Origin of the sequence: Curvibacter sp. PAE-UM (genome assembly GCF_001432305.1) — a bacterium.
In the GTDB taxonomy this organism is placed as follows: domain Bacteria; phylum Pseudomonadota; class Gammaproteobacteria; order Burkholderiales; family Burkholderiaceae_C; genus Hylemonella.
The window spans coordinates 2,541,819-2,564,622 of sequence record NZ_KQ483358.1 but is presented as its reverse complement, the minus strand read 5'-3'; the positions used below and the strand labels follow the sequence as shown (position 1 = coordinate 2,564,622).

Sequence of the window (22,804 nt, the reverse complement as noted above, 5' to 3'; positions counted from 1 at the left end):
GCGGCCAGGCTGGCCGCGAGGGCTCAGGGGGCCATCTTCTGTCCGCCCAAGCCGGCATCGTCAAACGCGCGCCTGAGCATGCCGCTGGCCTTGGCAGCCTGGATGAACTGCGTGATGCAGGCGAGTGCCTCGGGCTGATGCTTGCGCACCGCCATCGCCACCCCGGTCACCTGGAAGGCGCCGTCCAGGATGCGGGAGCCCGGCAACTCCTGTTGCAGGGGTGGCAAGGCGTCATGCGTCAGGGCGAAGGCATGGGCCTGGCCTGACTTCATCATGGTCATGGCTTCATCGATCGATTTCGCCGCCACGACCGTCGCGGCCCCGAGGCTGCGTTCTGCAGCGCGGATCGTGGTCGAACCGGCGATCCCCACGACCGTGATGCCGGCCCGGTCGACATCGGCAAAGCTGGCGATGCCGGTGTGTCCGGCCGCGAGGAAGGTGCTTTCGATGACGAAGTAGGGCGGGCTGAAATCGAGTTGCTGGCGGCGGGCTTCATCCGCGGGCATGAAACCCAGGTCGATGGCACCGGAAAGACAGGCTTGTGTCAATTCCGCGGTCGTTGCCGCTGCAAAGACTTCCATTGGAACCCCCAACTCCTGTGCCAGCGCGCGGCCCAGGTCGAGGGGAACGCCCCGGTAACTGCCATCGGCGTTCCGCGCGACAAAGACCGGCGTGGTCTTGGGGGCGTAGGCCACACCGACCCTCAGTTTTCCCGTCGGTGTGAGTTCCTGCGCCAGCTTGCCCTCAGTCGTCATGGTGTGGTCTTTCTTTTCACAAATCACAAATGCGGCATCGTAGCCCGCTGGCCATGCAGCGCGCGCTACCAATTGCTGGAAGTTCCCTTGCTGGCCGCCCGCCTGGACTCGAAGTGCTTGAGCAGCCAGTCCACCAGGACACGCACCTTGGCCGGCATCTGCTTGCTGGTCTGGAAGACCAGGTAGATGTCCGCCGGGGGCGGGGCCCAATCCGGCAGCAGGGGGACCAGCTCCCCGGTTTGCAGATGCCTGGCCACGTCCCACTGCGACCGGATCAGGATGCCTTGCCCATCCAGAGCCCACGTCAAGGCCGAGTTGCCGTCGTTCGTGCTGAGGTTGGAGCGGACCTTGATCGTCTCCGACTCGGCGCCATTGCTGAAATGCCAGGTCCCGAAGGTTTCATCGGCCTCGCGGATGAAGATGCAGTTGTGGCGCCCCAGGTCCCTCGGATGCGTCGGCACGCCCATGGCGGCAAGGTAAGCCGGTGCCGCGCACAGGATGCGGCGGTTCCTGGCCAGCAGTCTTGCCGTCAGCCGGCTGTCGGCAAGTTCGCCAAACCGGATCATCAGGTCGAAGCCCTGCTCCACGAGATGGACGGACTTGTCGCTCAGATGAAGTTGAATGTCGATCTGCGGGAACTCGCGCACAAAGCTGGAGAGCGCTGGCGTCACATGCGTTCGGCCGAAGCCGAAGGTCGCCGCGATCCTGACGGTTCCTTGGGGCTGCAGGCTCCCGCCTGCGATGCGCCCCTCCAGCGCATCCATCTCTTCCTGAATGCGTACGCCCTCCATCAGGTAGGTTTCGCCTTCCGGGGTCAGGCTGATCTTGCGGGTGGTGCGATTCAGCAGCCGCACACCGAGCCGTTTCTCCAGCAGCGCCAGGCGGCGGCTGATGACCGGCGGGGTGACGCCCAGTTCCTGAGCCGTTGCCGCCATGTTCCCGAGCTTGACGATCAGCGCGAACAGTCTGATGTCTGAGTAGGTGTCCATTATTGTTTTTAGAACACTAAAGAATGAATTTTATTTGAATTGTTTCTTTGTTGTTCATGGTTAGCATGAGGCACTTTCACCAAGAGACGCTCATGAAAAATGGATTGCAGCTGTGGGCCGGGTTGACCCAAGAACATGGAATCACCGCAGAATGAACACGCCATCGAAGCAGGGTGCCGCCAGAACGCTCTACCAGAAGCTGGTGGAATCCCACACGGTGCGGGTGCTCGATGAGCAGAACGTCCTGCTGTTCTGCGATCTGCACCTGATGAACGAGTACACCAGCCCGCAGGCCTTCGCCGGGCTGGACGCACGAAACGTCAAGACGCTGATGCCTGGACAGAACGTGTCCGTGGTCAGCCACATCATTCCCACGCATCCCGTGAAAATCCGTGTGATCGATGACCAGGCCTCGGCCTTGCAGGCCAGCAACCTGGCACGGAACTGCGCAAAACACGGCATTCCCCTGTTCGATACCAACGACGCCATGCAGGGGATCGAACACGTCGTCGCCCCCGAGCATGGAATGATCCGCCCGGGCATGGTCGTGATCTGCGGCGACAGCCACACCACCACCTATGGCGCCCTGGGCGCGCTGGGCTTCGGCATCGGCACCTCAGAAGTGGAGCATGTGCTGGCGACGCAGACCCTGGTCTATCGCCTCGCTAAAAACATGCGCATCCGCATCGACGGCCAACTGCCAGCAGGCACCACCAGCAAGGACCTGATCCTGATGATCATCGGGACCATCGGTGCCCAGGGTGCGCGCGGTTATGTCGTCGAGTTCTGCGGCAGTGCCGTGGAGGCGCTGTCGGTCGAAGCGCGCTTCACCTTGTGCAATATGGCGGTCGAGGCGGGCGCGCGCGGCGCCCTGATCGCGCCGGACCAGACCGCCATCGATTACGTGCTGGAAAAGTGCCCCGACATCAGAGGCCCCTACCGCACGGACGCCCTCGAACAATGGAAGCTGCTCAGGAGCGACGAGGGCGCGCGGTTCGAAGCCGAGCACCGCTTCGATGCCACCCACGTCGAGCCTTATGTCACCTGGGGCACCAGCCCGGACCAGGTCGTCTCCATCTCGGGCAAGGTTCCCAGCGCCACGCAGGTCCTGGCTGAGCAAAAACGCAGCACCGAACAGGCGCTGGCCTACACCAGGCTCCAGGGGGGGCAGCCGATAGCAGGCACACCCATCCAGCACGTTTTCATCGGCTCCTGCACCAACGCCCGGATCGAGGATCTGCGCAACGCCGCCAAAGTCGTCGCGGGCCGCAAGGTCGCGACCGGGGTGCGCGCCATGGTGGTGCCCGGCTCAGGCGCGGTGAAGCAGCAGGCCGAGCGGGAAGGGCTGGACCAGGTCTTCATCACGGCCGGCTTCGAGTGGCGCAAGCCCGGCTGCTCCATGTGTCTGGCCATGAACGACGACGTACTGAGCGAGGGCACCCGCTGCGCCTCGACCACCAACCGGAACTTTGAAGGTCGTCAGGGGCGCGGTGCGATCACCCATCTCATGAGTCCGGCCATGGCCGCCGCCGCCGCCGTCACCGGCAAGATCACCGACGTCCGCAAACTGGGGAACTGACATGTCCAGCACCATCAAGGCCATCCAGGGCAAAGCGGCTGCCATCCGCATCGACAACCTCGACACGGACCAGATCATGCCCAAGCAGTTCCTGCGCAGGATCGACAAGTCCGGCCTGGCCGAAGGACTGCTTTACGACCTGCGCTTTGACACCCAGGGCGCGATCAAGCCGGATTTCGTGCTCAATCGCCCCCAATACGCAAAATCGAAGTTGCTGCTGGGCGGTTCCAACTTCGGCTGCGGCTCCAGCCGCGAGCACGCGGTCTGGGGCCTGCTGGACTACGGCTTCAAGGCCATCATCGCCCCCAGCTTCGCCGAGATCTTCTATTCCAACGCCATGGGCAATCAACTGCTGCTGGTTGCGCTGCCCGTCGAGCAGGTCGAGCAGCTCATGGCACTCTGCGAACGCGCCGATGCGCCGGAGATCTCCATCGACGTGGAAAACCTGGAGGTGCGTTGTGCAGGCCTGCCCGCCATGAAATTCGAAATCTCCAGGCGTCACCAGGAGATGTTCCTCAAGGGCGTGGACGTCGTCGGCATGTCCCTGAGCTACATGAACGAGATCATGGCGTTTGCCCAGGCCCATTGGAAGCAGCAGCCCTGGACCCAGGACGTCGCCGCTCGCATGAAACGTCAAATCCCGGTGGGCGACGGGCCGGCCAACTGATCGGCATAGACCGCCATGCTGTTCCCCGGATTTCGACACTCAGCGATTGCTACCGCTGGCACCACCATCGACACCCTGGTGGGCGGTCAAGGTCCGGCCCTGCTGCTGCTGCATGGCCATCCCCAGACCAGGGCTTGCTGGCACAAGGTTGCGCCGGCCCTGGCGCAACATTTCACGGTCGTGTTGACGGACTTGCGGGGCTACGGCGACTCCGGCAAGCCGGACGGTGGTGAAAACCACATCGGCTACTCCAAGCGCCTGATGGCGCAAGACCAGGTGGAGGTCATGCGCCACCTGGGCTTTCCCCGCTTTCAGGTTGCAGGGCATGACCGGGGTGGACGCGTCGTCCACCGCATGCTGCTGGATCATCCGGATGCTGTGGAGCGGGCCGCCGTCCTGGACATTGCGCCGACGGCGACCATGTACGCATCTGCCAATATGGAATTTGCGATGCGTTACGTCTGGTGGTTTTTCCTGGCCCAGGCGGCCCCGCTGCCGGAAAAATTGATAGGCGCCAATCTTGAGTTCTACCTGCGTCACCACATCGACAAGCAGAACAAGACACCCGGTGCCATCACGGCGCAGGCCTATGCAGAGTACCGTCGTTGCTACACGGAAGAAACCTTGCATGCGGTCTGCGAAGACTACCGGGCTGCTGCAACCATCGACCTGGCGCACGATGCCGCCGACAGCGAGCGCAGGATTCAGTCTCCCTTGCTCGTTCTCTGGGGAAAACAGGGCGTTGTAGGGAACACCTACGACGTCCTGGAGACGTGGCGGGAAAAGTCCATGAACGGTCTTGTGCAGGGACGCGCCTTGTCATGCGGCCACTACCTGCCGGAAGAAGCCCCGGACGAGGTGCTGCAAGAGTTCTTGCAGTTCTTTCGCTCAGCCTAGCGGTCCAGGCCGGCGTAGTCACTCAAGGCGCAGGCGTCTTGGGCTTGAAGTCGCAATACGCCGACACGCTGCACACCCAGCACTGCGGCTTGCGCGCCTGGCACACATAACGCCCGTGCAGGATCAGCCAGTGGTGCGCGTCCACCAGATACTCGGGCGGTACGCGCTTCAAGAGCTGCATCTCCACCTCGTACGGGTTCTTGCCCGGCGCCAGGCCGGTGCGGTTGCCCACGCGGAAGATGTGCGTGTCGACCGCCATGGTCGGCTCGCCGAAGGCGGAATTCAGCACCACGTTGGCCGTCTTGCGGCCCACGCCTGGCAGGGCCTCCAGCGCATCGCGGCTGCGCGGCACCTGGCCGCCGTGGCGTTCCACCAGGATGCGGCAGGTCTCCATCAGGTGTTTCGCCTTGCTGCGGTACAGGCCGATGGTCTTGATGTAGCCCTCCAGCCCTTCGAGCCCCAGGTCCAGGATCTGCTGCGGCGTGTGGGCGACGGGGAAGAGCTTGCGCGTGGCCTTGTTCACGCCCACGTCGGTGGCCTGGGCCGAGAGCAGCACGGCGGCCAGCAGTTCGAAGACCGAGGTGTATTCGAGCTCGGTGACGGGTTGGGGGTTGGCGGCCTGGAGGGTGGCGAAAAACGAGCGAATGGCGGCTGGCGTCATGTCTCAGCGGGAGGGGGCGTTCAGAGCGTGGAGATGTCGAAGAAGCTGTCGCGTGACGGCAGCTTGCTGCGCATCCAGTCCAGGTTCAGGTCCAGGGCAGACACCACCTCCTGCGGCAGCGCGTCCACGATCTCCGGGTCACTGAAGGCCATGTCGGCCAGGCGGCTGGCCAGGTGCACCACGCCACCCAGTTGAGAGAAGGGCTGCGAGGCCAGCGGGGCCGAGGCGGTGTTGAGCCCGCGCACGATGTCGGCCGGGAAGTGCCAGCGGTGCGCCAGCTCGGCCGTGACCTGGGCCTCGGTGAAACCCAGCAGCTGCTGTTCGCGTGCCCAGCGGTCGCCGGGGATCTGCGGCTGGCGCTCCAGCACGGCCAGGCTGTCGGGTTTGGCCTGCACGATCAGCAGCTCGCCCAGGCGCAGCATCATGCCGCTCAGCCAGGCCTGCTGGGCGTCCAGGCCGATGCCGCCGGCCAGCCACTGCGCGTAGCCGGCGCAGGCCATGCTGTTGCGCCAGAACTCGGTGCGGTCCAGGCCGGGCACCACGGGAAAGGCCACGTTCATGCAGGCCGTCAGCGCCAGCGTGCGCACCTGCGACAGGCCCACCATGGAGATGGCCGCGTCCAGCGTGCCCACCTCGCGGCGCATGCCCATGGCCGCGCTGTTGGCCGTGCGCAGCAGCTTGGCGGTGAGCACCGGGTCCTTGGCGACCAGGTCGCGCACCTGGGTGATGGACACGTCTTCGTCGTGCAGGGTGCGGATGAGGGCGTGCGCCACTTCCGGCATCACCGGCAGCTTGACGGACTGGAAAAAGGCAGAAAGGTCGGACATGAAACATCCTCGTGTGACAGTCCCGCCAGTGTGGCGGTAGCGCAGGCGCGCGGCAAGGGCGGAAATCTCCCGTTACAGCATTGTCCATCAGGTCCATGCGCCCACCCGGCACGGTCCGCAAATTTCATGGGATGATCCTTCTCCCTGCTGTCCACCCTCACGCCCGACCATGAAGCCACGTGTCCTCTCGCGCGCCTTGCGCCTGTGCCTCGCCGGCGGGCTGGCGGCCGTGCTGGCCGCTTGCCAGAGCGTTGCCCCCTCCGATCCGCCCCTTGCTGCTGCACCTGCGGCGTCCGCGCCCGTGCCCGCCGTGGCCGCGCCGGCGGCCCTGCCGGTGGCGCCGCCGGCCACGGCCACGAACCGCCCGCGCCTGCTGGTCTTCCTGGTGGTGGACGGCCTGCCGCAACGCCAGATGCTGGCCTACCGCGACCAGCTGGCCCCGGATGGGCTGGCCCGTTTCCTGGAGCGCGGCGCCTGGTACGCCGACGCGCACTATGGCCACGCCTTCACCGTCACCGGCGCCGGCCACGCCACCGTGCTCAGCGGCACCTACCCGCACCGCCACGGCATCATCGCCAACGAATGGCGCGACGCCATCACCGGCGCGCCCGAGTACTGCACCGGCGACACCGGCGCCACCTACATCGGCCACAAGACCCAGCCGCTGGACGGCACCAGCCCCAAGAACCTCAAGGTGGAAACGGTGGGCGACGTGCTCAGGCGCACCGACCCGCGCGCCAAGGTCATCGGCATCTCGGGCAAGGACCGCGGCGCCATCCTGCCCGCGGGCAAGACCGGCACCGCCTACATGTACATGACGCAGACCGGCCAGTTCGCCAGCAGCACCTTCTACATGCCGCAGCACCCGGCCTGGGTCACCTCCTTCAACGCCGCCAAGCCGGCCGACCGCTGGTTCAAGAAGGAGTGGAAAGCCCTGCTGCCCGACGAGGCCTACGCCCGTTCGCTGCCCGACCGCCAGCCCTGGTACGGCCAGAAGGCCGCCGCGCTGCCCATGCTGATGGGCGCACCGAGCGACGAAGCCCCGGGCCCGGCCTATTACAGCCAGCTGCTGCGCAGCCCCTATGCCGACCAGCTCACCCTGGACTTCGCGCGCGCCGCCATCGCCGGCGAGGGCCTGGGCAAGGACAACGTGCCCGACATCCTGGCCATCAGCCTCTCGGCGCACGACTACATCAACCACCGCTTCAGTGCCGAGTCGCGTTTCTCGCACGACCACCTGCTGCAGCTCGACCGCATGCTGCAGGATTTCTTCAAGCACCTGGACGCCACCGTGGGCCGCGACAACTACATCGCCACGCTCACCGCCGACCACGGTTTCATGCCCGCGCCCGAGTTCACCGCCCAGCAGGGCCTGCGCTCAGGCCGCATCGTCGGCAACCAGCTGCTCACGCGTGTCAACAGCGGGCTGGAAGAAGAGTTCGGCGCCGGCAAGTGGGTGAGCTTTTCGGGCTCGGCCCTGCTGCTCAACAAGCAGCTCATCACCCAGCAGCGCGTGGACCCGGACGAAGTGGCCGAGGAAGCGCGCGCCCTGCTGATGGAAGAGCCCGGCATCGCCGCCGCCTACACCCGGCGCGAACTGGCCGCGGGCAGCCGCATCGACGGCCCCTTCTTCGGCGCCATGCAGCGGGCCTGGCACGTCGACGTGTCGGGCGACGTGCAGTACGTCCTCAAGCCCTACTGGATGTTCCAGTCCAGCACCAGCATCGCCACGCATGGCTCGCCGTACCCGTACGACACCAACGTGCCCATCCTGGCCTGGGGTCCGCGCTGGGTGAAACCCGGCCGCGTGGACGAGCGCGTGGAGGTGGTGGACATCGCCCCCACCGCGGCCAACTGGCTGGGCGTGGCGCCGCCCGCCACCTCCGAAGGCAAGCCGCTGCCGCTGCCGACGAAGTAGGGGATTTCCGCTCGCGTTGAGCCCAAATTCCGTTCGGGCTGAGCCTGTCGAAGCCCTGCAGCCCTTCGACTGAGCTCAGGGCGAACGGATAGCCGGCGAGGGCGGGGCGGTTTGACGGAGAATCGGGGGAGTCGTTTCTTACCCCCGAGAACCCCATGCAATTCGCCGACCGCCTCAACAACGTCGAAACCTCCGCCATCCGCGAACTCTTCAAGCTGCTGGGCAAGCCCGGCATCATCTCCTTTGCCGGTGGTTTCCCCGACAGCGCCATGTTCGACGTGGACGGCATCCGTGATGCCTCGCAGAAAGCGCTGAGCGAAGAACCCGGCGCCGCCCTGCAGTACGGCGCCACTGAAGGCTACAACCCCCTGCGCGAACAGCTGGCCGCCTTCATGCAAGCCAAGGGCGTGCAGGTCGCCGCAGACGGGCTGATCGTCACCACCGGCAGCCAGCAGGCGTTGGACCTGATCGGCAAGACCCTGGTGGACCCCGGCGCCAAGGTCATCGTCGAGGCGCCCACCTTCCTCGCCACCATCCAGTGCTTCCGCCTCTACGGCGCCCAGGTCATCGGCGCGCCCATCGATGCCGACGGCGTGCAGGTCGATAAGCTGGAACAGCTGATCGCCGAGCACCAGCCGCGCTTCGTCTACCTCATCCCCACCTTCGGCAACCCCAGCGGCGCCACCCTGAGCCTGGAGCGCCGCAAGCGCATCCTGGAGCTGGCCGTGAAGACGAAAACCGTGGTGATCGAGGACGATCCCTATGGCGACCTCTATTTCGGCAAGGCCCCGCCTGCGAGCCTCATGGCCCTCACGGCCCAGGTGCCCGGCAGTCGCGACTGGCTGGTGCACTGCGGTTCACTCAGCAAAGTGCTGTCCCCCGGCCTGCGCGTGGGCTGGATGATCGCCCCGCCCGAGCTGCTGGCGAAAGCGACGATGTGCAAGCAGTTCAGCGACGCCCACACCAGCACCTTTGCCCAGGCCACCGCCGCCCAATACCTCAAGGCCGGCCGTATGCCCGCCACCCTGGCCCATGTGCGTGAGGTCTACGCCGGCCGCGCCAGGACCATGGGCGAATGTTTGAAGAAGGAACTGGGCGACGCCATCGAGTTCACCCAGCCCGGCGGCGGCCTGTTCTTCTGGGCCCGGCTCACGGGTGCGAACGGCAAGCTCAAGGATGCGGGTGAACTGGCCAAACGTGCGATCGAGAAGGGTGTGGCCTTTGTGCCGGGCGCGCCGTTTTATGCGACCAACCCCGATGCCTCGACCCTGCGCCTGAGTTTTGCGACGGTAGGGGAGGACAAGATCGTCGAAGGCGTGGGGCGCCTCGGCTCAGCTGTCTAGTCCCATCTTTATCCTGCAGGCCCACTTGCTTTTACAGAACCGTCCATGCCAACCTTTATTTCGAACCTCTCGGTCGCCAAGCGGCTGGGCCCTGGGTTTTCGTTGGTGCTGCTGCTGCTGGCACTCATCACCATCGTGGTCAGCATCTCGCGCCTGGACTCGGTGGTAGAGGCTACACGCAATATGGTGGTGCCCCTCAAGACCGAGCGCCTCAACAGTGACTGGTATCGCAACATCCACACCGGTTGTTGGCAAGACATGCTGAAGAAAAGGCGTAGCTCTAATGCGGGGTGCGCCTTTTTTTCTGCAACTCTGACATATCCTCGCTGGGGCTAAACTTTGCACTAGTAGAGCAAGACGCAAAAGATAGTTGAGAGTTTTTAGGCGTAGCCCTTGAGTTTATTAGCAACCTTGCGCGACATAAAAGAGTTGCTTTTGCGTTGAATTAATTAGGGGAACTATATGAAGCCTCGAGCATTTATTGGATCCTCCGTAGAGGGCTTAAATATTGCGTATGCGGTACAGCAAAACCTGTTGTATGACGCTGAAATCACGGTTTGGAGTCAAGGAGTTTTTCAGCTTACGGCAGGAGCCGTAGACTCGCTTATCGATATTTTGAATACAAGTGATTTTGGGATTTTCATTTTTACGCCTGACGACATCGCAACCATTCGGAAAGCATCAACTCCAGTTGTGCGAGACAACGTTCTTTTTGAGCTGGGTCTCTTTCTTGGAAAGCTTGGGCGGGATAGAGCTTTTTTTCTGATCCCCGATAACATTACAGACTTGCATCTGCCGACCGACTTGCTTGGGATAACACCTGGAAAGTATGAAGGGTCTCGAAGCGATACGAATCTCCAAGCCGCGACTGGTCCTGTTTGCAATCAAATTCGTAACCAGATCAAAAAAATCGGAGTGACTCCTGGTCGATTAGCTACGCCGAGTGTTGCTGAGGATGTTTCTAAGCCCGATGCAGATGGGAAATGGTTTGAAGCATTCCTGTCAGGAAATCATGCAGAGGCTCAGCAACTGCTTGAGCTGAAGCTGCAGAAGCAATCTGGGGTTGATCGTCTAAAGACAGAACTCTGGCTTCATTTCAATAACTTGAAGATGGGTAAGTCAGATGCACTTGCTGCGATAAGTGCATTTTGTCGCGATCAAAAAAGTAACGTTGACCTAATTGAAATGTCCGCCATTCTCCTCCTCGCAGAGGGGCATGCTGATACTGCAATTCAGCTCATATACGAGGCGGATGAAATTGTTCAAAAGAAACCAGAAATTCGAATCGCGTTAGCTGATTGTTATATGAAAGTGGGCGAGCCTTCATTAGCAGAGAGAGCTTTAGACCAATCTGAAAACTATGAAAGTTCAGATGTGGCCGTGAAACTTTCTGAAATTCTGGAGGAACAAGGGAAAAAGGATGCCGCATTTGTGGCAATTCACAAAGCATATATAGAAGATTCGGTAAATGAGAGTATTCGCTATCGATTCTCTCGTTTGGCCCTAGCTATGGAAAAAAATGAGATATCTAGCTTTCTGCTAGAGAAGCTAACTCGTGATTTTCCGAAGAACTCTGACTATTGGGGTTATTTCGGAAATGCATGTTATGCATTGAGGCTATACGATCGAGCACTCTTCGCCTATCGACAAGGGGTAGCACTTGGTGGCAATGTGCAGTGGATACTTTCTAACATTGGGAACCTCCTATCTACTAAAGATTTGCCAACCGAAAGCATTATTTATCTTGAGCAATCTACAAAATCAGAAGGTACCCCGTACGCTTTTGAGAGGCTTGCTTCTGCTATGAAAGCCAAACAAGCCGAATTAGATTTGTTGGTGAAAAAATGTGATGAAGGCTTAAGGCAGATTAGAGCGCTTGGTCAGAAGCCTCAAATTCAATAGCACGAAGCGAGCAGGTCGGTCATCATGAAAGTATTGGCGATACTTTATTGACCTAGCGATCGAAGATCCTTCAGCTCTAATATCTCGATTCCACCTCTCTGCACCCGCAAAATCCCCTGCGCCTCCAGCTCCTTGAGGATCTGGTTGGTCGTCTGGCGTGACACGCCGATCATCAGCGCCAGTTCCTGCTGGGTCACGGCCAGCACGCGCCGTGTGCCGCCGCGGCCCGTCTGTACCCCGTAACCCTCCGCCATGCCCACCAGGCGCCGCGCCAGGCGCAGCGGGGCGCTGAGCACGGTCTGTTCCTCCATGGTCAGGAAGGCCAGACGCAGCTTGTCGGCCATGAGCACAGCCAGATCGCGCCAGTGCTGCGGGTGCTCGTGCAGCCAGGCCAGCAGCTCGGCCTGCGGCACCTGTAGCAGGGTGCTGGGTTCGGCCGCATGCGCGTGGTGGGTGCGGGTGGCGCCGTCGAAGACGGTGATCTCGCCGAACCACTGGGGTGGCGGCAGCACCACCAGCAGGGCCTCGCGTGCGTCGTCGCCGCGGCCGCTCTGGCCCGAGATGCGGATGGAACCCGACACCACGGCGTAGAGGCCGCAGGGTGGGCTGTCGCGCAGGAACAGCACCTCGCCCGTCTGCAATTGGCGCACCTTGGCCATCTTGAGCAGGGCCTGGGCGAACTCGGGCGGTAGCTGGGCGTACCAGCGGCCGGCCTGGAGCACGGGCAGGTAGTGTTGCGCGTCGTTCATGGGGTTTGTACGGGGGCGAAGGCTTGTGTCGGGTACCTGACAGACTGGTGCCGAGGGTAGGTCGATCATTGACGTCTGTCAATTATTAGAAAGAGACGTCGTCCATGAAAACACTCACCGACCATCTCACCCAGTACGCGGCCTACCACCAGGACGCGCGCAACGTGGCCACGCATTTCGTGGGCATCCCCATGATCGTGCTGGCCGTGACCATCCTGCTCTCGCGCCCGGCCTGGGACGTGGGCGGCCTGCCGCTCACGCCGGCGCTGCTGGTGTCCGTCCTGTCCTCGCTGTTCTACCTGCGGCTGGACCTGCGCTTCGGCCTGGCCATGGCGCTGCAGCTGGCCTTGTGCCTGTGGGCCAGCCAGTGGTTTGCCGCGCAGCCCACTGCAGAGTGGCTGGGCTGGGGCATCGGCCTGTTTGTCGTGGGCTGGGCCATCCAGTTCCTGGGGCATTACTGGGAGGGCCGCAAGCCGGCCTTCGTGGATGACCTGGTGGGCCTGCTGGTCGGCCCGCTGTTCCTGACGGCCGAGGTGGCCTTTGCCCTGCGCCTGCGCACCGATGTGCAGGCCGAGATGGAGCGCCGCCTGGGTGAGGGCGCGCACGGCGCCCGCCGGGTGGCCGCGGCATGACGTTTACTGCCGCTTTGCCCGCCCTGCTGCTGGGGGCCCTGGCCCTGGTGATGTTCGGCCTGGGCCTGTCGCTCAGCGTGGGTGATTTCGTGCGCCTGCGCCAGCACCCCAGGGCCGTGCTGCTGGCCCTGGGCATCCAGATGCTGCTGCTGCCCGCGGTGGCCTGGGGGCTCATCGTGGGCCTGGGCGTGGCTCCTGTGTATGCCGTGGGGCTGATGCTGCTGGCAGCTTCGCCGGGCGGGGTGTCGGCCAACCTTTTCAGCCACCTGTTCGGCGGCAATGTGGCGATGAACATCTCGCTCACGGCCATCAACACGGTGCTGTCCATCGTGAGCCTGCCGCTCATCACCAACTGGGCCATCGCCACGTTTGCGCAGACGGGCCAGGTGGTGCCGCTGCAGTTCGGCAAGGTGTTCGAGGTGGTGGGGGTGATCCTGGTGCCGGTGCTGATCGGCATGGTGGTGAGCAACCGGCGCCCGGCCTTTGCCGCGCGCATGGAAAAGCCCATGAAGGCTTTCAGTGCCCTGGTGCTGGCGGCCTTTGCCGTCATCGCGATTGCCAAGGAGTGGACGGCGCTGACGCAGTCCTTCAGCAGCCTGGGGCCGGTGGTACTGGCCTTCAACCTGCTGAGCCTGCTCTCGGGCTATTACCTCTCGCGCTGGGCCGGGCTGGACAAGCCCATGGCCACGGCCGTGAGTTTCGAGATCGGTATCCACAACTCCACGCTGGCCATCTTCGTGGCGCTGTCGGTGCTGCAGAACTTCCAGCTCGCGCTGCCGGCGGCGATCTATTCGGTCAGCATGTACCTCACGGCCTCGCTGTTCGGCATGTTGGTGCTGCGATGGCGGCAGATGCAGGCCGCTGCTGCCTGAACGCCGACGAGTTGGGCGAGAGACTGCAAGGCCTGGGCCTTGCGGCTGGCGTCCGTGACGCTGAAAAAAAGGGGCGCCCGGGAGGTGTCCCTTTTTGTTGAGCCGCCCCATCCAATGTGCGCTGGCAGACACACGATAAAGCGCCTAGGATGCAGACTGTACTTGCGCCCCAGGTGTGACATCTCTGGCGCGGCGCGAGGACCGGATCAGAGGAGGGCCTGCTTATGGGATCGAACGACGCGGACGAACAGGACCGGCAAGAGGCTGTGATCGAGCTGGCTGAACTGGTCCATCTCGCCCAGGAGACGGGGCGACGACTGGCCAACAAATCGCATGGCGAGCTCTACGATCTGGCGCATGACGTAATTGAACTCCTGCATCAGGTCAGGGTACAGATTGAACTGATCCAGGAGCGGTCTGCCCAGCCATGAGGCACTTCCGTACTCTGAGAACAAAGGCCCTCATCGAGGGCCTTTTGTTTTTGGGTCGACTCTGGCTTAGCGGTTCCTGCGCCAGGTTTCGGGAAAGAAGCCACGCTCGGCCAGCGTGAAAGCGGCTTCGATCAACAGGGCCAGCAGCGCCACGGGGATGGCGCCGGCCAGCAGGGTGGCGTTGTCGTTCAGGGCCAGGCCGGTGACGATGCGTTCGCCGAAACCGCCGGCGCCGATGAAGGCCGCGATGGTGGCGGTGCCGACATTGATGACGGCCGAGGTCTTGATGCCCGCCAGGATGGTGGTGCGTGCCAGCGGCAGTTCGATCAGGCGCAAGGTCGCGCCGGGGCTCAGGCCCAGGGCCATGGCCGCCTGTTTCAAACCGACGGGAACCTGGCTGAGCCCGGCGTGCGTATTGCGCACGATGGGCAGCAGGGCATACACGGTGAGGGCGATGAAAGCCGGCAGCAGGCCGATGCTGCCGGTGAGCGGGATCAGGATGGCGAGCAGGGCCAGCGAGGGGATGGTCTGCAGCACGTTGGTGGTGTTGATGATGAGGGCCCGGGCCAGCGCGTGACGCGCCGCCAGCATGCCCAGCGGGATGCCCACCACGATGCTCGCGCCCAGCGAGAGGAAGACCAGGGCCAGGTGTTCCAGCGTGAGGCGCAGCAGGTCGGGGGCGAAAAGCTTGGCCAGCCAGCCCGGGGCCGCGGGGCGTGCATCGGCCGTCCTGGCCGGCGCGGCCAGCTCGCCCGCCAGAAAGGCCTGGGCCACGCGTTCGAAGCTTTGGCCCTGCAGTTCCGCGCCGGCGTTCATCTGGCGCATGGCCGTCTCGTCGATACGGCCTTCCAGACGGGCCAGGGCCGCCCAGCTCCGCGGCAGGCGCGCGGGCAGGCCGGCCCGGTGCAGCAGCACGGCGTCGTAGCGGGGGAAGTAGCCCGCATCGTCCACCAGCACCTGCAACTGGTAGGGGCCGATCTTGGCGTCGGTGGTGTAGATGTCGATGGCGTCGACCTGCTGCTGCGCGAGGGCTTCATAGGCCAGGCCGTGGTCCAGGCCGCGCGGGCTGGCCTGCGGCAGAGCATAGGCCGACTGCAGGCCCGGCCAGCCGTCAGCCCGGCCGATGAATTCCTGCGACAGGCCCAGGCGCAGCCCGGCATGGTTTTTCAGGTCGGACAGGCGGCTGATCCTGAGCGCGCTGGCCTGTGAGGCGCGCATGGCCAGGGCGTAGCTGTTGTTGAAACCCAGCGGCACCGAGGCGCGCAGGCCGAGCGGGGCGAGCCGCGCATTGAGTTCGGGCAGGGGCGGCACGTGGTCCAGCCGCAGGATTTCGCGCGCGATGGTGCCGGTGTACTCGGGATACACGTCGATGCTGCCGGCCTGCAGGGCACTGAGCAGGATGGCCGTGTTGCCCAGGCCCTGCCGGTGTGTCACCTCGGCCTCGCCGGTCGTCTGGGCCGTCTGTTTGACGATCTCGGCCAGGATGTAGGCCTCGGTGAAACGCTTGGAGCCGACCGTGAGGGTTTCGCCACCGGCGGGCAGGGCCATGGCCAGCCCGAGCAGGCCGGCGGTGATGGCTTGCAGAAAGATCATGCGGCGGGTGGGGTGGGACACCGGTGCATTGTCACCCCGGCAAAACAAAAGGCCCTCGATGAGGGCCTTTGTTCGGGGCTGACGCTGGTGTGAACCAGCGCGGGATCAGCCGCCCTTGGAGGGACGCTTGCCCGGGTTCTTCTTGCTGCGGGTGGACACGCCACGCTCCAGGCTGACCTTCTGGCCGCGGCCGCCGGTGGGCAGGGTATAGCCGTTGAGCGGCTGCGGACGGGGGGTGGCCTTGCGGTCTGCTTCGGTAACGATCTTGTTGCCCATCTGGGGCTCCTTCTGACAAACGATAAAACCGTAATGTTAGCCCATCTGGCCTGCCGGCTCCGGCAGCCTATGATCAAACCCACACCGTCACCCTCACGAAACGCCGCCATGCCCACACCTGCCAGCGCCACGCTTCCCGGCCAGACGCTTTATCCCCATCTGCTGGCCCCGCTGGACCTGGGGCACACCCAGCTCAAGAACCGCGTGCTCATGGGCTCCATGCACACCGGCCTGGAAGACGGGCGCGACCTCAGCAAGCTGGCGGCCTATTTCCGCGAGCGCGCCGAGGGCGATGTGGGACTGATGGTGACCGGCGGTTTTGCGCCGAATATCGTGGGCTGGGCCAAGCCTTTTGCCGGCACGCTCTCCACCTCGGGCGCGGCGCGGCGGCACCAGGTGGTGACCCGCGCGGTGCACGAGGCCGGCGGCAAGATCGCGCTGCAGATCCTGCACACGGGGCGTTACGCCTACCACCCGCTGGCGGTGGCCCCGTCGGCCATCAAGTCGCCGATTTCCCCGTTCAAACCCTTCGAACTCTCGGCGCGCGGCGTGGAGCGGCAGATCCGCGCCTTCGTGAACTGTGCCGTGAAGGCGCGCGAGGCCGGCTACGACGGCGTGGAGATCATGGGCAGCGAGGGTTATTTCATCAACCAGTTCCTGGCCAAACACACCAACCACCGCGACGACGCCTGGGGCGGCGACTACAGCCAGCGCATGCGCCTGCCGCTGGAGATCGTGGCGCGCACGCGCGAGGCGGTGGGCCGCGACTTCATCATCATCTACCGCCTCTCGATGATCGACCTGGTGCCCGGCGGCAGCTCCTGGGACGAGGTGGTCACGCTGGGCAAGGCGGTGGCGCAGGGCGGCGCGAGCATCATCAACACCGGCATCGGCTGGCACGAGGCCCGGGTGCCCACCATTGCCACCAGCGTGCCGCGCGCGGCCTTTGCCTGGGTGACCAAGAAGATGAAGGCCGAATTCGCGGCCGCGGGCCTCACGACACCGCTGGTGACCTCCAACCGCATCAACACCCCCGAGGTCGCCGAGCAATTGCTGGCCGATGGGAATGCCGACATGGTGTCCATGGCGCGCCCGCTGCTGGCCGACGCGGACTTCGTGAAGAAGGCAGCGCAGGGCCGGGCCGCAGACATCAACACCTGCATCGCCTGCAACCAGGCCTGCCTGGACCACATCTTCAAGAACAAGCTGACCAGCTGCCTGGTGAACCCGCGCGCCTGCCACGAGACCGAGCTGGTCTACCGCCCCACGGCTGACGCCAAGCGCATCGCCGTGGTGGGGGCCGGCCCGGCCGGCCTGACGGCAGCCACCCTCGCCGCCGAGCGCGGGCACGAGGTGCACCTGTACGACGCGGCGAGCGAGATCGGCGGCCAGCTGAACATGGCCAAGGTGGTGCCGGGCAAGGAAGAGTTCCACGAGATGCTGCGCTACCTGGCGCGGCGTGTGCAGACCACGGGTGTACAGCTGCATCTGAACCGCGCCGTGCTGGCGGTCGACCTGCAGGGCTTCGACGAGGTGATCGTGGCCACCGGTGTGACGCCGCGCGACCCGAAGATCGAAGGGCAGGACCACGCCAAGGTGCTGAGTTACATCGACGTGCTGCGCCACAAGAAGCCCGTGGGCCAGCGCGTGGCCATCGTGGGCGCGGGCGGCATCGGTTTCGACGTGGCGGAGTTCCTGGTGAGCGAGGGCCACTCCACCACGGTGGACCTGCCGGCCTGGCTGGCCGAGTGGGGCGTGACGGACCCGGCGCAGCAGCGCGGCGGCCTGAGCGCTGAAGGGCCGCAGGTGGGCCCGCCCGAACGGCAGGTGACGCTGCTGCAGCGCAAGGCCGGCAAGCTGGGTGACGGCCTGGGCAAGACCACGGGCTGGATCCACCGCGCGGCGCTCAAGATGAAGCAGGTGAAGATGATTGGCGGCGTGAACTACGAGCGCATCGGCGCGTTCACCGAAGGGACAATTCAAGGTTGGGGCTTGCTGGTCTCTTATGGCGAGCAGCGCGAGAACCCCACCTGGATACCGTGCGACACGGTGGTGCTGTGCGCGGGCCAGTTGCCGCTGCGCACGCTGGCCGATGAATTGCAGGCGCTGGGCAAAAAAGCCCACCTGATCGGCGGGGCGCTGGAAGCCGGCGAGCTGGACGCCAAGCGCGCCATCGACCAGGCCGCGCGGCTGGCGGCACGCCTGTAGGCTGGTTCAGCCGGTACGGATCACCGAGATGAACTCGTTGCCGCTCTCGGGCAACCAGACTTCGCCGGGCCGGCCCAGGATCTGGCGGATGGAGGCGCCGGCGCGCGGCATGGCCAGCACGTCGAACCTTTCCGTGCGCGGGTCGAATCGCAGCATGGCGTTGTGGTTCCACTCGGCGGCCCAGACGATGTCCTTGTCGTCCACGTAGACCGCATACACGCGCGGGCTGTCGCCGGGCGCCTTCCAGGTGCGCCAGCTGTTTGCGGCGGGGTCGTGCATGGAGAGATTGCCGCTGCGCCACTCGGCCACCCAGATGCGGCCGCGGCTGTCGGACCAGACGCGGCGTGCGCCTTGGTCGGGCGTGGGCGGCTCCACGATGCGCGAGGTGCCGGTCTTCAGGTCGATCTGCGCGATGTAGGAGCCGGCCAGCGAACACCACCAGATGTCGCCCCTGGGCGTGGCGCAGATGCCGTAGGGCCCACGCCCGCGCGGCGAGGCCTGCACGCTGACCGCGCCGCTGCGCAGGGCCACCTTGCCCACGTAGCCGCTTTGCCCGGTGAACCAGAGGTCGCCCTGGCCGTCGAAGGCGCAGGTGTTGAGGTTGGCATAAGGGGTGCCCGCCGGCAGCGGATAGGCGCGCACCTCGCGTGCGGGCCAGCTCACACGCACGATGGCGTTGAGCCCGCTGTCGGTGAGCCAGGCGGCGCCGTCGGGGCCGGCAATGACACCATGCGGCGAGGAGCCGCTGCCCAGGGCGATGAGTTCCGTCTTGCCCGTGCGCGGGTCGAACCAGCCCAGGTGGCCGCTGCGCTGCGCGGAGAACCACACGCCGCCATCGGGTGCGGGGGCCAGGTCGTGGATGCCGGTGGCACGCGGTGTGTTCAGCGGCCAGGATTGCAGGCGGCTGCCCAGGGATTGCGCGGCTGCCGTGCCGGTCACGCCGAGTGCCAGGCCGGGCAAGGCCAGCAGGGCGGTGCGGCGCTGGAGCCCGTGCGGGCTGGGCGATGGCTTGGGTTGCGCGAACGAATGCTGCGTCATGTCCAGGTCTCCTCGCGTTGGATCTCGCTCTCGCGTGGGCGGAGCAGACCATTCTGGCAGCAAGACGGGCCGGCAGGCAAGTGCTGCGCCCGGCGTGCCAGAGACCCGGCGGCGTGCTTGTCAAAAGCGCTGGGCGCAAAATGGGGGCATGAAAGTACCCGAAAGACTCCAGTCCCTGGTCGAAGAAGGCCTGATCGACACGGTGGTGCGCCAGCTCATGAGCGGCAAGGAGGCGCAGGTCTTCGTGGTGCGCAGCGGCGAGGAGACGCGCTGCGCCAAGATCTACAAGGACGCCACGCAGCGCAGCTTCCGCCAGGCAGTGGACTACACCGAGAACCGCAAGGTGAAGAACACACGCCAGGCCCGCGCCATGGCCAAGGGCTCGCGTTATGGCCGCCAGGCCATCGAGGCGGCCTGGCAGAGTGCCGAGGTCGATGCGCTGTACCGCCTGGCCGCGGCCGGCGTGCGCGTGCCCAAGCCCTGGAACTTCCACGAGGGTGTGTTGCTGATGGAACTGGTGACGGACGAGCACGGCGACGCGGCACCGCGCCTGAACGACGTGGTCTTCACGCCGGAAGAAGCACGCCAGCACCACGCCACGCTGCTGACCGAGGTGGTGCGCATGCTGTGCGCGGGCATCGTGCACGGCGACCTGTCGGAATTCAACATCCTGCTGGCGGCGGACGGCCCGGTGATCATCGACCTGCCGCAGGCGGTGGACGCGGCGGGCAACAACCACGCCGCGCGCATGCTGCTGCGTGACGTGGCCAACCTGCGCGATTTTTTCGGGCAGTTCGCGCCCGAGCTGCTGTTGACCGATTACGGCCCGGAGATCTGGGCGCTGTACCAGCGCGGGGTGCTGAACACCGAGACGCCGCTGAGCGGGCGCTTCGAGAAGCCCGTGGGTGCGGTGGATGTTGCAGACCTGACCCGCGTGATCGACGACGCGCGGGCCGAGGAAGCCGCGCGGCTGCTGCGCATGCAGACAGCCCGCTGAACCCTGCGCCGGTTCTTCAGTCGCCCGAAGGCCAGTCGCTGAAGGGGAAGGGCGCTTCTTCGCTGGCGAAGCTCAGGAAGTCGGTGAGCTGGCGGAAATAACGACCGAGGCCGCGGCCCAGCTGCTGCAGACGCTCGTTGGGGCCGCCGGCGACGATGGCCAGCACGAACTGGACGAGGGCCAGCGCCCCCAGCAGCGTGGCGGCCAGATAGAAGGCCATGGCCATCAGGATCATGAGCAGCAAACGCACCCAGAGGCTGCGTTTTTCGGGCGTGCCGGGAATGTTGCTCATGGTGTTCTCCTATAAGCGGTGTTCAGGGTGAGCGGTGCAGGCGCGGCGCGGCCAGCAGGGCCAGGTTTTCCTCGATGGCGAGGTCCACGTTGCGCCAGCGGCCCTTGAGCTGGGCCTTGTCCATGGCGGCCTGCAGCTGCTGCAGGTCTTTCACGGTGGGCGCCACCTTGATCTGGGCAATGGCCGCTGCCGCGTTGCCACCCTTGATCAGCGTGAGCACCTTGCCCGGCCATTCACTTTGTTTTGCCATATGTCTGTCTTCGTCCTGAGACCGCACTGTACCAAGTTAAGCTTGGGGCTGTTCGCACTGATTTCTCAAGATGCGTTGCGGATCAAAAAAGTCATGCGGTAGGCGCGTAGTCGCAGCCGGAGTGATCTCCGGCAAGGCTACGCAACACCCGGCATGGCTTTTTTGGCCGCAACCCGAAGGGAACGTGGTTAAAACCGCGCCACTCGTTGTTGCACTCCTAGCCCAGGCGGTTAGCCTGGGCGTCGTCGCGCGCCTAGATTGGCGCGGTTTTAATCACGTTCGCACTTGAGAAATCAGTGCGAACAGCCCCTGTCGATGCATTACACCGTCAAACTGTACGACGCCGAAGGCGTGTCCGAGGCCCAGCACCGCGAGGCCGTTCTGCGTTTTCGCCGCGCGCTGGAAGACACCCTGGGCGACGCCAGCCTGGTGCTGCCGGTGTACCTGGCCTACCAGCGCATCGCCGGTGTGTATGGCGAACAGCCCGACACCGCGGCCCTGACCGACGCCGAGCGCGAGATCGTCGAACAATGGCAGGCGGCCGAGACGGCAGCCATCACCGCCGTCTTTGGCCCGCTGCGCAATATGGGCGACGGCATGTACGAACTCAAGCCGGCGTAACACCCAAACCGAGTGCATGGAACACGCGGATGGCGGCCCAGGCGTCGTTGGCCGCATAGACCAGTTGCGCTTCCGTCAGCCGCGGATTGGCCCAGTTGGAGGTGGCAGCCTTCTTGGACTTGAGGTAACGACGGTTGAAGAGGATGGCCACGGCGGCCTTCACCCCCATGTCCTTGCGGTAGCCGCGCTCGCGGAACACGGCGTTGAGTTCCAGCACGCCGGCCGGCTCCACGCCCAGCTTGGCCGTGATGCGCTTGCGGTCGTCGCCCAGGCCGAAACCGGCCTTGGTGACGCCGTGCAGGGCCAGCAACTCGGCCACCGGCGCGCGGCTGGCGGGCTCATGCAGCTGGAAGACCCAGGCCTGCTCGGGCGTGGCCAGCTGCACGATGTGCGGCCCGTCGGACAGCTCGCCCACGCGGAAGGTGGGTTTGGACTCGGTGTCGAAGCCCAGCCAGGGCACGGCGGCCAGCTCGGCGCAGGCTTTTTCAGCTTCTTTGGCGCTGCTGACGAGCCGGATGCGGTCCAGATCCAGGCGTTCGAAGGGATCGAGCAGGTTGATCTCGTCCTTGCTGGGGGTGGGCTGGTGGGTGTGGGTGGGCATGTTTTATTTCACAATGCGATATAAATGTGTGACAAAGAGTTACGAATTGGGTATGCTTGCGAAAACTGCCACAGCAGAGGGCAGACGGCCAGAAGGCTCGCGACGTTCAAGGTACACAGGGGGTGGAACATGCATTTGGAATTCGAGGAACGACAGGACCGCATCGACCAGTTGTCCAAACTGTTGTCGGTGATGCAGGATGTGGCACGCAAGCTCGCCAACGAGTCGCATGGCCGATCCTACGACAAGGCGCGTGAGCTCAATGAAATCCTGCACCGGGCCCGGCTGCAGATGGATGCCATCGAGACCGAGGAGCGCTGGCAGGCCCAGATGGAGCGCCGCCGCGCGCCGCGCGCCAACTTCGAAAGCTGAGCGCCGGGGATAATCGGGCGTTCCACGTTACGCCCCCCATGTCAATCAGCAAGTCCTTCACGAGCGGTGACTACCAGCTCTACCCCTCGCCGCGCAACGCGCACCGCATCCTGTTCGAGCACCAGGTCTTCGTGCCCTATCCCTATGCGCTGATCGACCTGCCGGCTATGGGCCTCAAGGGCCGTTACAGCCTGTTTGCGGCCAGCCGGGAGGCCGATCGCAAACAGGGCCAGCTGGTGAGCTTCGAGAACGAGGCCGACATGGCCACCTTCAACGCGAAATTCGAGCCGTGAAGAACAGCGGGGGCCTGGTCTATTCCACCGAGGGCGGGCGC

Annotated in this window: 26 protein-coding genes; 15 read left to right on the top strand and 11 right to left on the bottom strand. The window is 64.6% G+C overall.

Annotated elements, in window-relative coordinates; translation table 11 throughout:
- Positions 1-23 precede the first annotated feature (23 nt).
- Both AO057_RS12415 and AO057_RS12410 read right to left on the bottom strand, forming a co-directional pair.
- Positions 24-755 (bottom strand): transporter substrate-binding domain-containing protein, encoded by a 732-nt coding sequence (locus AO057_RS12415; RefSeq protein WP_156404551.1) that lies wholly within the window; start codon positions 753-755, stop codon positions 24-26.
- A 65-nt stretch (positions 756-820) separates the two neighbouring features.
- Positions 821-1,744, bottom strand: a complete 924-nt coding sequence (locus tag AO057_RS12410) for a LysR family transcriptional regulator (RefSeq protein ID WP_057676248.1) — start codon at positions 1,742-1,744, stop codon at positions 821-823.
- 151 nt (positions 1,745-1,895) lie between these two features.
- On the opposite strand from AO057_RS12410, the gene leuC reads away from it, so the two are divergent.
- The 3 genes from leuC to AO057_RS12395 are packed head-to-tail and all read left to right on the top strand — an operon-like array spanning position 1,896 to position 4,887.
- Positions 1,896-3,323, top strand: a complete 1,428-nt coding sequence (gene leuC, locus AO057_RS12405) for a 3-isopropylmalate dehydratase large subunit (RefSeq protein WP_057676247.1) — start codon at positions 1,896-1,898, stop codon at positions 3,321-3,323.
- A gap of 1 nt (position 3,324) precedes the next feature.
- Positions 3,325-3,990: a 3-isopropylmalate dehydratase small subunit gene (gene leuD / locus AO057_RS12400; RefSeq protein ID WP_057676246.1), complete on the top strand. Its 666-nt coding sequence runs from the start codon at positions 3,325-3,327 to the stop codon at positions 3,988-3,990.
- A 15-nt stretch (positions 3,991-4,005) separates the two neighbouring features.
- Positions 4,006-4,887, top strand: coding sequence for an alpha/beta fold hydrolase (locus AO057_RS12395; RefSeq protein WP_057676245.1), 882 nt, complete (start codon positions 4,006-4,008; stop codon positions 4,885-4,887).
- Positions 4,888-4,909: 22 nt separating this feature from the next.
- Here AO057_RS12395 and nth read toward each other — a convergent pair whose 3' ends face one another.
- Positions 4,910-5,548, bottom strand: coding sequence for an endonuclease III (nth, locus tag AO057_RS12390; protein ID WP_057676244.1), 639 nt, complete (start codon positions 5,546-5,548; stop codon positions 4,910-4,912).
- Positions 5,549-5,568: 20 nt separating this feature from the next.
- Positions 5,569-6,375, bottom strand: a complete 807-nt coding sequence (locus AO057_RS12385) for an HDOD domain-containing protein (RefSeq protein ID WP_057676243.1) — start codon at positions 6,373-6,375, stop codon at positions 5,569-5,571.
- 169 nt (positions 6,376-6,544) lie between these two features.
- Between AO057_RS12385 and AO057_RS12380 the strand changes: the two genes are divergently transcribed.
- The 4 genes from AO057_RS12380 (at position 6,545) to AO057_RS17540 (ending at position 11,538) form a co-directional block, all read left to right on the top strand.
- Entirely contained in the window at positions 6,545-8,293 is a 1,749-nt protein-coding gene (locus AO057_RS12380) for an alkaline phosphatase family protein (protein WP_057676242.1), read from the top strand.
- A 155-nt stretch (positions 8,294-8,448) separates the two neighbouring features.
- A complete protein-coding gene (locus AO057_RS12375) occupies positions 8,449-9,636 on the top strand; it encodes an aminotransferase-like domain-containing protein (RefSeq protein WP_057676241.1) in 1,188 nt (395 codons plus the stop codon).
- Between the two features lie 45 nt (positions 9,637-9,681).
- Positions 9,682-9,972, top strand: coding sequence for a hypothetical protein (locus AO057_RS12370; protein WP_057676240.1), 291 nt, complete (start codon positions 9,682-9,684; stop codon positions 9,970-9,972).
- 126 nt (positions 9,973-10,098) lie between these two features.
- On the top strand, positions 10,099-11,538 hold the full coding sequence (locus AO057_RS17540) for a TIR domain-containing protein (RefSeq protein ID WP_082605542.1): 1,440 nt from the start codon (positions 10,099-10,101) through the stop codon (positions 11,536-11,538).
- 44 nt (positions 11,539-11,582) lie between these two features.
- On the opposite strand, the gene AO057_RS12365 is transcribed toward AO057_RS17540, so the two are convergent.
- Positions 11,583-12,287: a Crp/Fnr family transcriptional regulator gene (locus AO057_RS12365; protein ID WP_057676239.1), complete on the bottom strand. Its 705-nt coding sequence runs from the start codon at positions 12,285-12,287 to the stop codon at positions 11,583-11,585.
- A gap of 104 nt (positions 12,288-12,391) precedes the next feature.
- Here AO057_RS12365 and AO057_RS12360 point away from each other — a divergent pair, with 104 nt between their 5' ends.
- The 3 genes from AO057_RS12360 (at position 12,392) to AO057_RS17840 (ending at position 14,222) form a co-directional block, all read left to right on the top strand.
- Positions 12,392-12,919 carry an Mpo1 family 2-hydroxy fatty acid dioxygenase gene (locus AO057_RS12360; protein WP_057676238.1) on the top strand — a complete coding sequence of 176 codons (528 nt, stop codon included), beginning with the start codon at positions 12,392-12,394 and terminating at the stop codon, positions 12,917-12,919.
- On the top strand, positions 12,916-13,791 hold the full coding sequence (locus AO057_RS12355; RefSeq protein ID WP_057676237.1) for a bile acid:sodium symporter family protein: 876 nt from the start codon (positions 12,916-12,918) through the stop codon (positions 13,789-13,791). The genes AO057_RS12360 and AO057_RS12355 overlap by 4 nt, the downstream gene beginning before the upstream one ends.
- Positions 13,792-14,015: 224 nt before the next feature.
- Complete coding sequence (locus tag AO057_RS17840; protein WP_156404550.1) at positions 14,016-14,222, top strand: hypothetical protein; 207 nt, start codon at positions 14,016-14,018, stop codon at positions 14,220-14,222.
- Positions 14,223-14,288: 66 nt separating this feature from the next.
- On the opposite strand, the gene AO057_RS12345 is transcribed toward AO057_RS17840, so the two are convergent.
- Entirely contained in the window at positions 14,289-15,815 is a 1,527-nt protein-coding gene (locus AO057_RS12345; RefSeq protein ID WP_057676235.1) for an ABC transporter permease/substrate-binding protein, read from the bottom strand.
- Positions 15,816-15,920: 105 nt separating this feature from the next.
- Complete coding sequence (locus AO057_RS18045; RefSeq protein ID WP_168163370.1) at positions 15,921-16,091, bottom strand: hypothetical protein; 171 nt, start codon at positions 16,089-16,091, stop codon at positions 15,921-15,923.
- 108 nt (positions 16,092-16,199) lie between these two features.
- On the opposite strand from AO057_RS18045, the gene AO057_RS12340 reads away from it, so the two are divergent.
- Positions 16,200-18,299, top strand: a complete 2,100-nt coding sequence (locus tag AO057_RS12340; RefSeq protein WP_057676234.1) for an NADPH-dependent 2,4-dienoyl-CoA reductase — start codon at positions 16,200-16,202, stop codon at positions 18,297-18,299.
- 6 nt (positions 18,300-18,305) lie between these two features.
- Here AO057_RS12340 and AO057_RS12335 read toward each other — a convergent pair whose 3' ends face one another.
- Positions 18,306-19,337, bottom strand: a complete 1,032-nt coding sequence (locus AO057_RS12335; RefSeq protein ID WP_057676233.1) for a Vgb family protein — start codon at positions 19,335-19,337, stop codon at positions 18,306-18,308.
- A 148-nt stretch (positions 19,338-19,485) separates the two neighbouring features.
- On the opposite strand from AO057_RS12335, the gene AO057_RS12330 reads away from it, so the two are divergent.
- Positions 19,486-20,334, top strand: coding sequence for a PA4780 family RIO1-like protein kinase (locus AO057_RS12330; protein ID WP_057676232.1), 849 nt, complete (start codon positions 19,486-19,488; stop codon positions 20,332-20,334).
- Positions 20,335-20,350: 16 nt separating this feature from the next.
- On the opposite strand, the gene AO057_RS12325 is transcribed toward AO057_RS12330, so the two are convergent.
- Positions 20,351-20,626, bottom strand: coding sequence for a DUF4389 domain-containing protein (locus AO057_RS12325; protein WP_057676231.1), 276 nt, complete (start codon positions 20,624-20,626; stop codon positions 20,351-20,353).
- Between the two features lie 22 nt (positions 20,627-20,648).
- Positions 20,649-20,876, bottom strand: a complete 228-nt coding sequence (locus tag AO057_RS12320; RefSeq protein WP_057676230.1) for a hypothetical protein — start codon at positions 20,874-20,876, stop codon at positions 20,649-20,651.
- Between the two features lie 315 nt (positions 20,877-21,191).
- Between AO057_RS12320 and AO057_RS12315 the strand changes: the two genes are divergently transcribed.
- Positions 21,192-21,497: a hypothetical protein gene (locus AO057_RS12315; RefSeq protein ID WP_057676229.1), complete on the top strand. Its 306-nt coding sequence runs from the start codon at positions 21,192-21,194 to the stop codon at positions 21,495-21,497.
- Here AO057_RS12315 and AO057_RS12310 read toward each other — a convergent pair.
- A complete protein-coding gene (locus AO057_RS12310) occupies positions 21,484-22,098 on the bottom strand; it encodes a 3'-5' exonuclease (RefSeq protein WP_057676228.1) in 615 nt (204 codons plus the stop codon). The two genes, AO057_RS12315 and AO057_RS12310, sit on opposite strands and share 14 nt — an antisense overlap.
- Before the next feature lie 129 nt (positions 22,099-22,227).
- On the opposite strand from AO057_RS12310, the gene AO057_RS12305 reads away from it, so the two are divergent.
- Together AO057_RS12305 and AO057_RS12300 are read left to right on the top strand one after the other, a co-directional pair.
- The gene (locus tag AO057_RS12305) at positions 22,228-22,470 is read left to right on the top strand and encodes a hypothetical protein (protein WP_156404549.1); all 243 of its coding nucleotides are present in this window, start codon (positions 22,228-22,230) and stop codon (positions 22,468-22,470) included.
- A 38-nt stretch (positions 22,471-22,508) separates the two neighbouring features.
- A complete protein-coding gene (locus tag AO057_RS12300; protein WP_057676226.1) occupies positions 22,509-22,763 on the top strand; it encodes a hypothetical protein in 255 nt (84 codons plus the stop codon).
- Positions 22,764-22,804 lie beyond the last annotated feature (41 nt).

Excerpts from the sequence above, each read along its gene's own strand:
- AO057_RS12415 (WP_156404551.1), bottom strand. The coding sequence starts at position 755 with ATGACGACTGAGGGCAAGCTGGCGCAGGAACTCACACCGACGGGAAAA.
- AO057_RS12410 (WP_057676248.1), bottom strand. The coding sequence starts at position 1,744 with ATGGACACCTACTCAGACATCAGACTGTTCGCGCTGATCGTCAAGCTC.
- leuC (WP_057676247.1), top strand. The coding sequence starts at position 1,896 with ATGAACACGCCATCGAAGCAGGGTGCCGCCAGAACGCTCTACCAGAAG.
- leuD (WP_057676246.1), top strand. The coding sequence starts at position 3,325 with ATGTCCAGCACCATCAAGGCCATCCAGGGCAAAGCGGCTGCCATCCGC.
- AO057_RS12395 (WP_057676245.1), top strand. The coding sequence starts at position 4,006 with ATGCTGTTCCCCGGATTTCGACACTCAGCGATTGCTACCGCTGGCACC.
- nth (WP_057676244.1), bottom strand. The coding sequence starts at position 5,548 with ATGACGCCAGCCGCCATTCGCTCGTTTTTCGCCACCCTCCAGGCCGCC.
- AO057_RS12385 (WP_057676243.1), bottom strand. The coding sequence starts at position 6,375 with ATGTCCGACCTTTCTGCCTTTTTCCAGTCCGTCAAGCTGCCGGTGATG.
- AO057_RS12380 (WP_057676242.1), top strand. The coding sequence starts at position 6,545 with ATGAAGCCACGTGTCCTCTCGCGCGCCTTGCGCCTGTGCCTCGCCGGC.
- AO057_RS12375 (WP_057676241.1), top strand. The coding sequence starts at position 8,449 with ATGCAATTCGCCGACCGCCTCAACAACGTCGAAACCTCCGCCATCCGC.
- AO057_RS12370 (WP_057676240.1), top strand. The coding sequence starts at position 9,682 with ATGCCAACCTTTATTTCGAACCTCTCGGTCGCCAAGCGGCTGGGCCCT.
- AO057_RS17540 (WP_082605542.1), top strand. The coding sequence starts at position 10,099 with ATGAAGCCTCGAGCATTTATTGGATCCTCCGTAGAGGGCTTAAATATT.
- AO057_RS12365 (WP_057676239.1), bottom strand. The coding sequence starts at position 12,287 with ATGAACGACGCGCAACACTACCTGCCCGTGCTCCAGGCCGGCCGCTGG.
- AO057_RS12360 (WP_057676238.1), top strand. The coding sequence starts at position 12,392 with ATGAAAACACTCACCGACCATCTCACCCAGTACGCGGCCTACCACCAG.
- AO057_RS12355 (WP_057676237.1), top strand. The coding sequence starts at position 12,916 with ATGACGTTTACTGCCGCTTTGCCCGCCCTGCTGCTGGGGGCCCTGGCC.
- AO057_RS17840 (WP_156404550.1), top strand. The coding sequence starts at position 14,016 with ATGGGATCGAACGACGCGGACGAACAGGACCGGCAAGAGGCTGTGATC.
- AO057_RS12345 (WP_057676235.1), bottom strand. The coding sequence starts at position 15,815 with ATGATCTTTCTGCAAGCCATCACCGCCGGCCTGCTCGGGCTGGCCATG.
- AO057_RS18045 (WP_168163370.1), bottom strand. The coding sequence starts at position 16,091 with ATGGGCAACAAGATCGTTACCGAAGCAGACCGCAAGGCCACCCCCCGT.
- AO057_RS12340 (WP_057676234.1), top strand. The coding sequence starts at position 16,200 with ATGCCCACACCTGCCAGCGCCACGCTTCCCGGCCAGACGCTTTATCCC.
- AO057_RS12335 (WP_057676233.1), bottom strand. The coding sequence starts at position 19,337 with ATGACGCAGCATTCGTTCGCGCAACCCAAGCCATCGCCCAGCCCGCAC.
- AO057_RS12330 (WP_057676232.1), top strand. The coding sequence starts at position 19,486 with ATGAAAGTACCCGAAAGACTCCAGTCCCTGGTCGAAGAAGGCCTGATC.
- AO057_RS12325 (WP_057676231.1), bottom strand. The coding sequence starts at position 20,626 with ATGAGCAACATTCCCGGCACGCCCGAAAAACGCAGCCTCTGGGTGCGT.
- AO057_RS12320 (WP_057676230.1), bottom strand. The coding sequence starts at position 20,876 with ATGGCAAAACAAAGTGAATGGCCGGGCAAGGTGCTCACGCTGATCAAG.
- AO057_RS12315 (WP_057676229.1), top strand. The coding sequence starts at position 21,192 with ATGCATTACACCGTCAAACTGTACGACGCCGAAGGCGTGTCCGAGGCC.
- AO057_RS12310 (WP_057676228.1), bottom strand. The coding sequence starts at position 22,098 with ATGCCCACCCACACCCACCAGCCCACCCCCAGCAAGGACGAGATCAAC.
- AO057_RS12305 (WP_156404549.1), top strand. The coding sequence starts at position 22,228 with ATGCATTTGGAATTCGAGGAACGACAGGACCGCATCGACCAGTTGTCC.
- AO057_RS12300 (WP_057676226.1), top strand. The coding sequence starts at position 22,509 with ATGTCAATCAGCAAGTCCTTCACGAGCGGTGACTACCAGCTCTACCCC.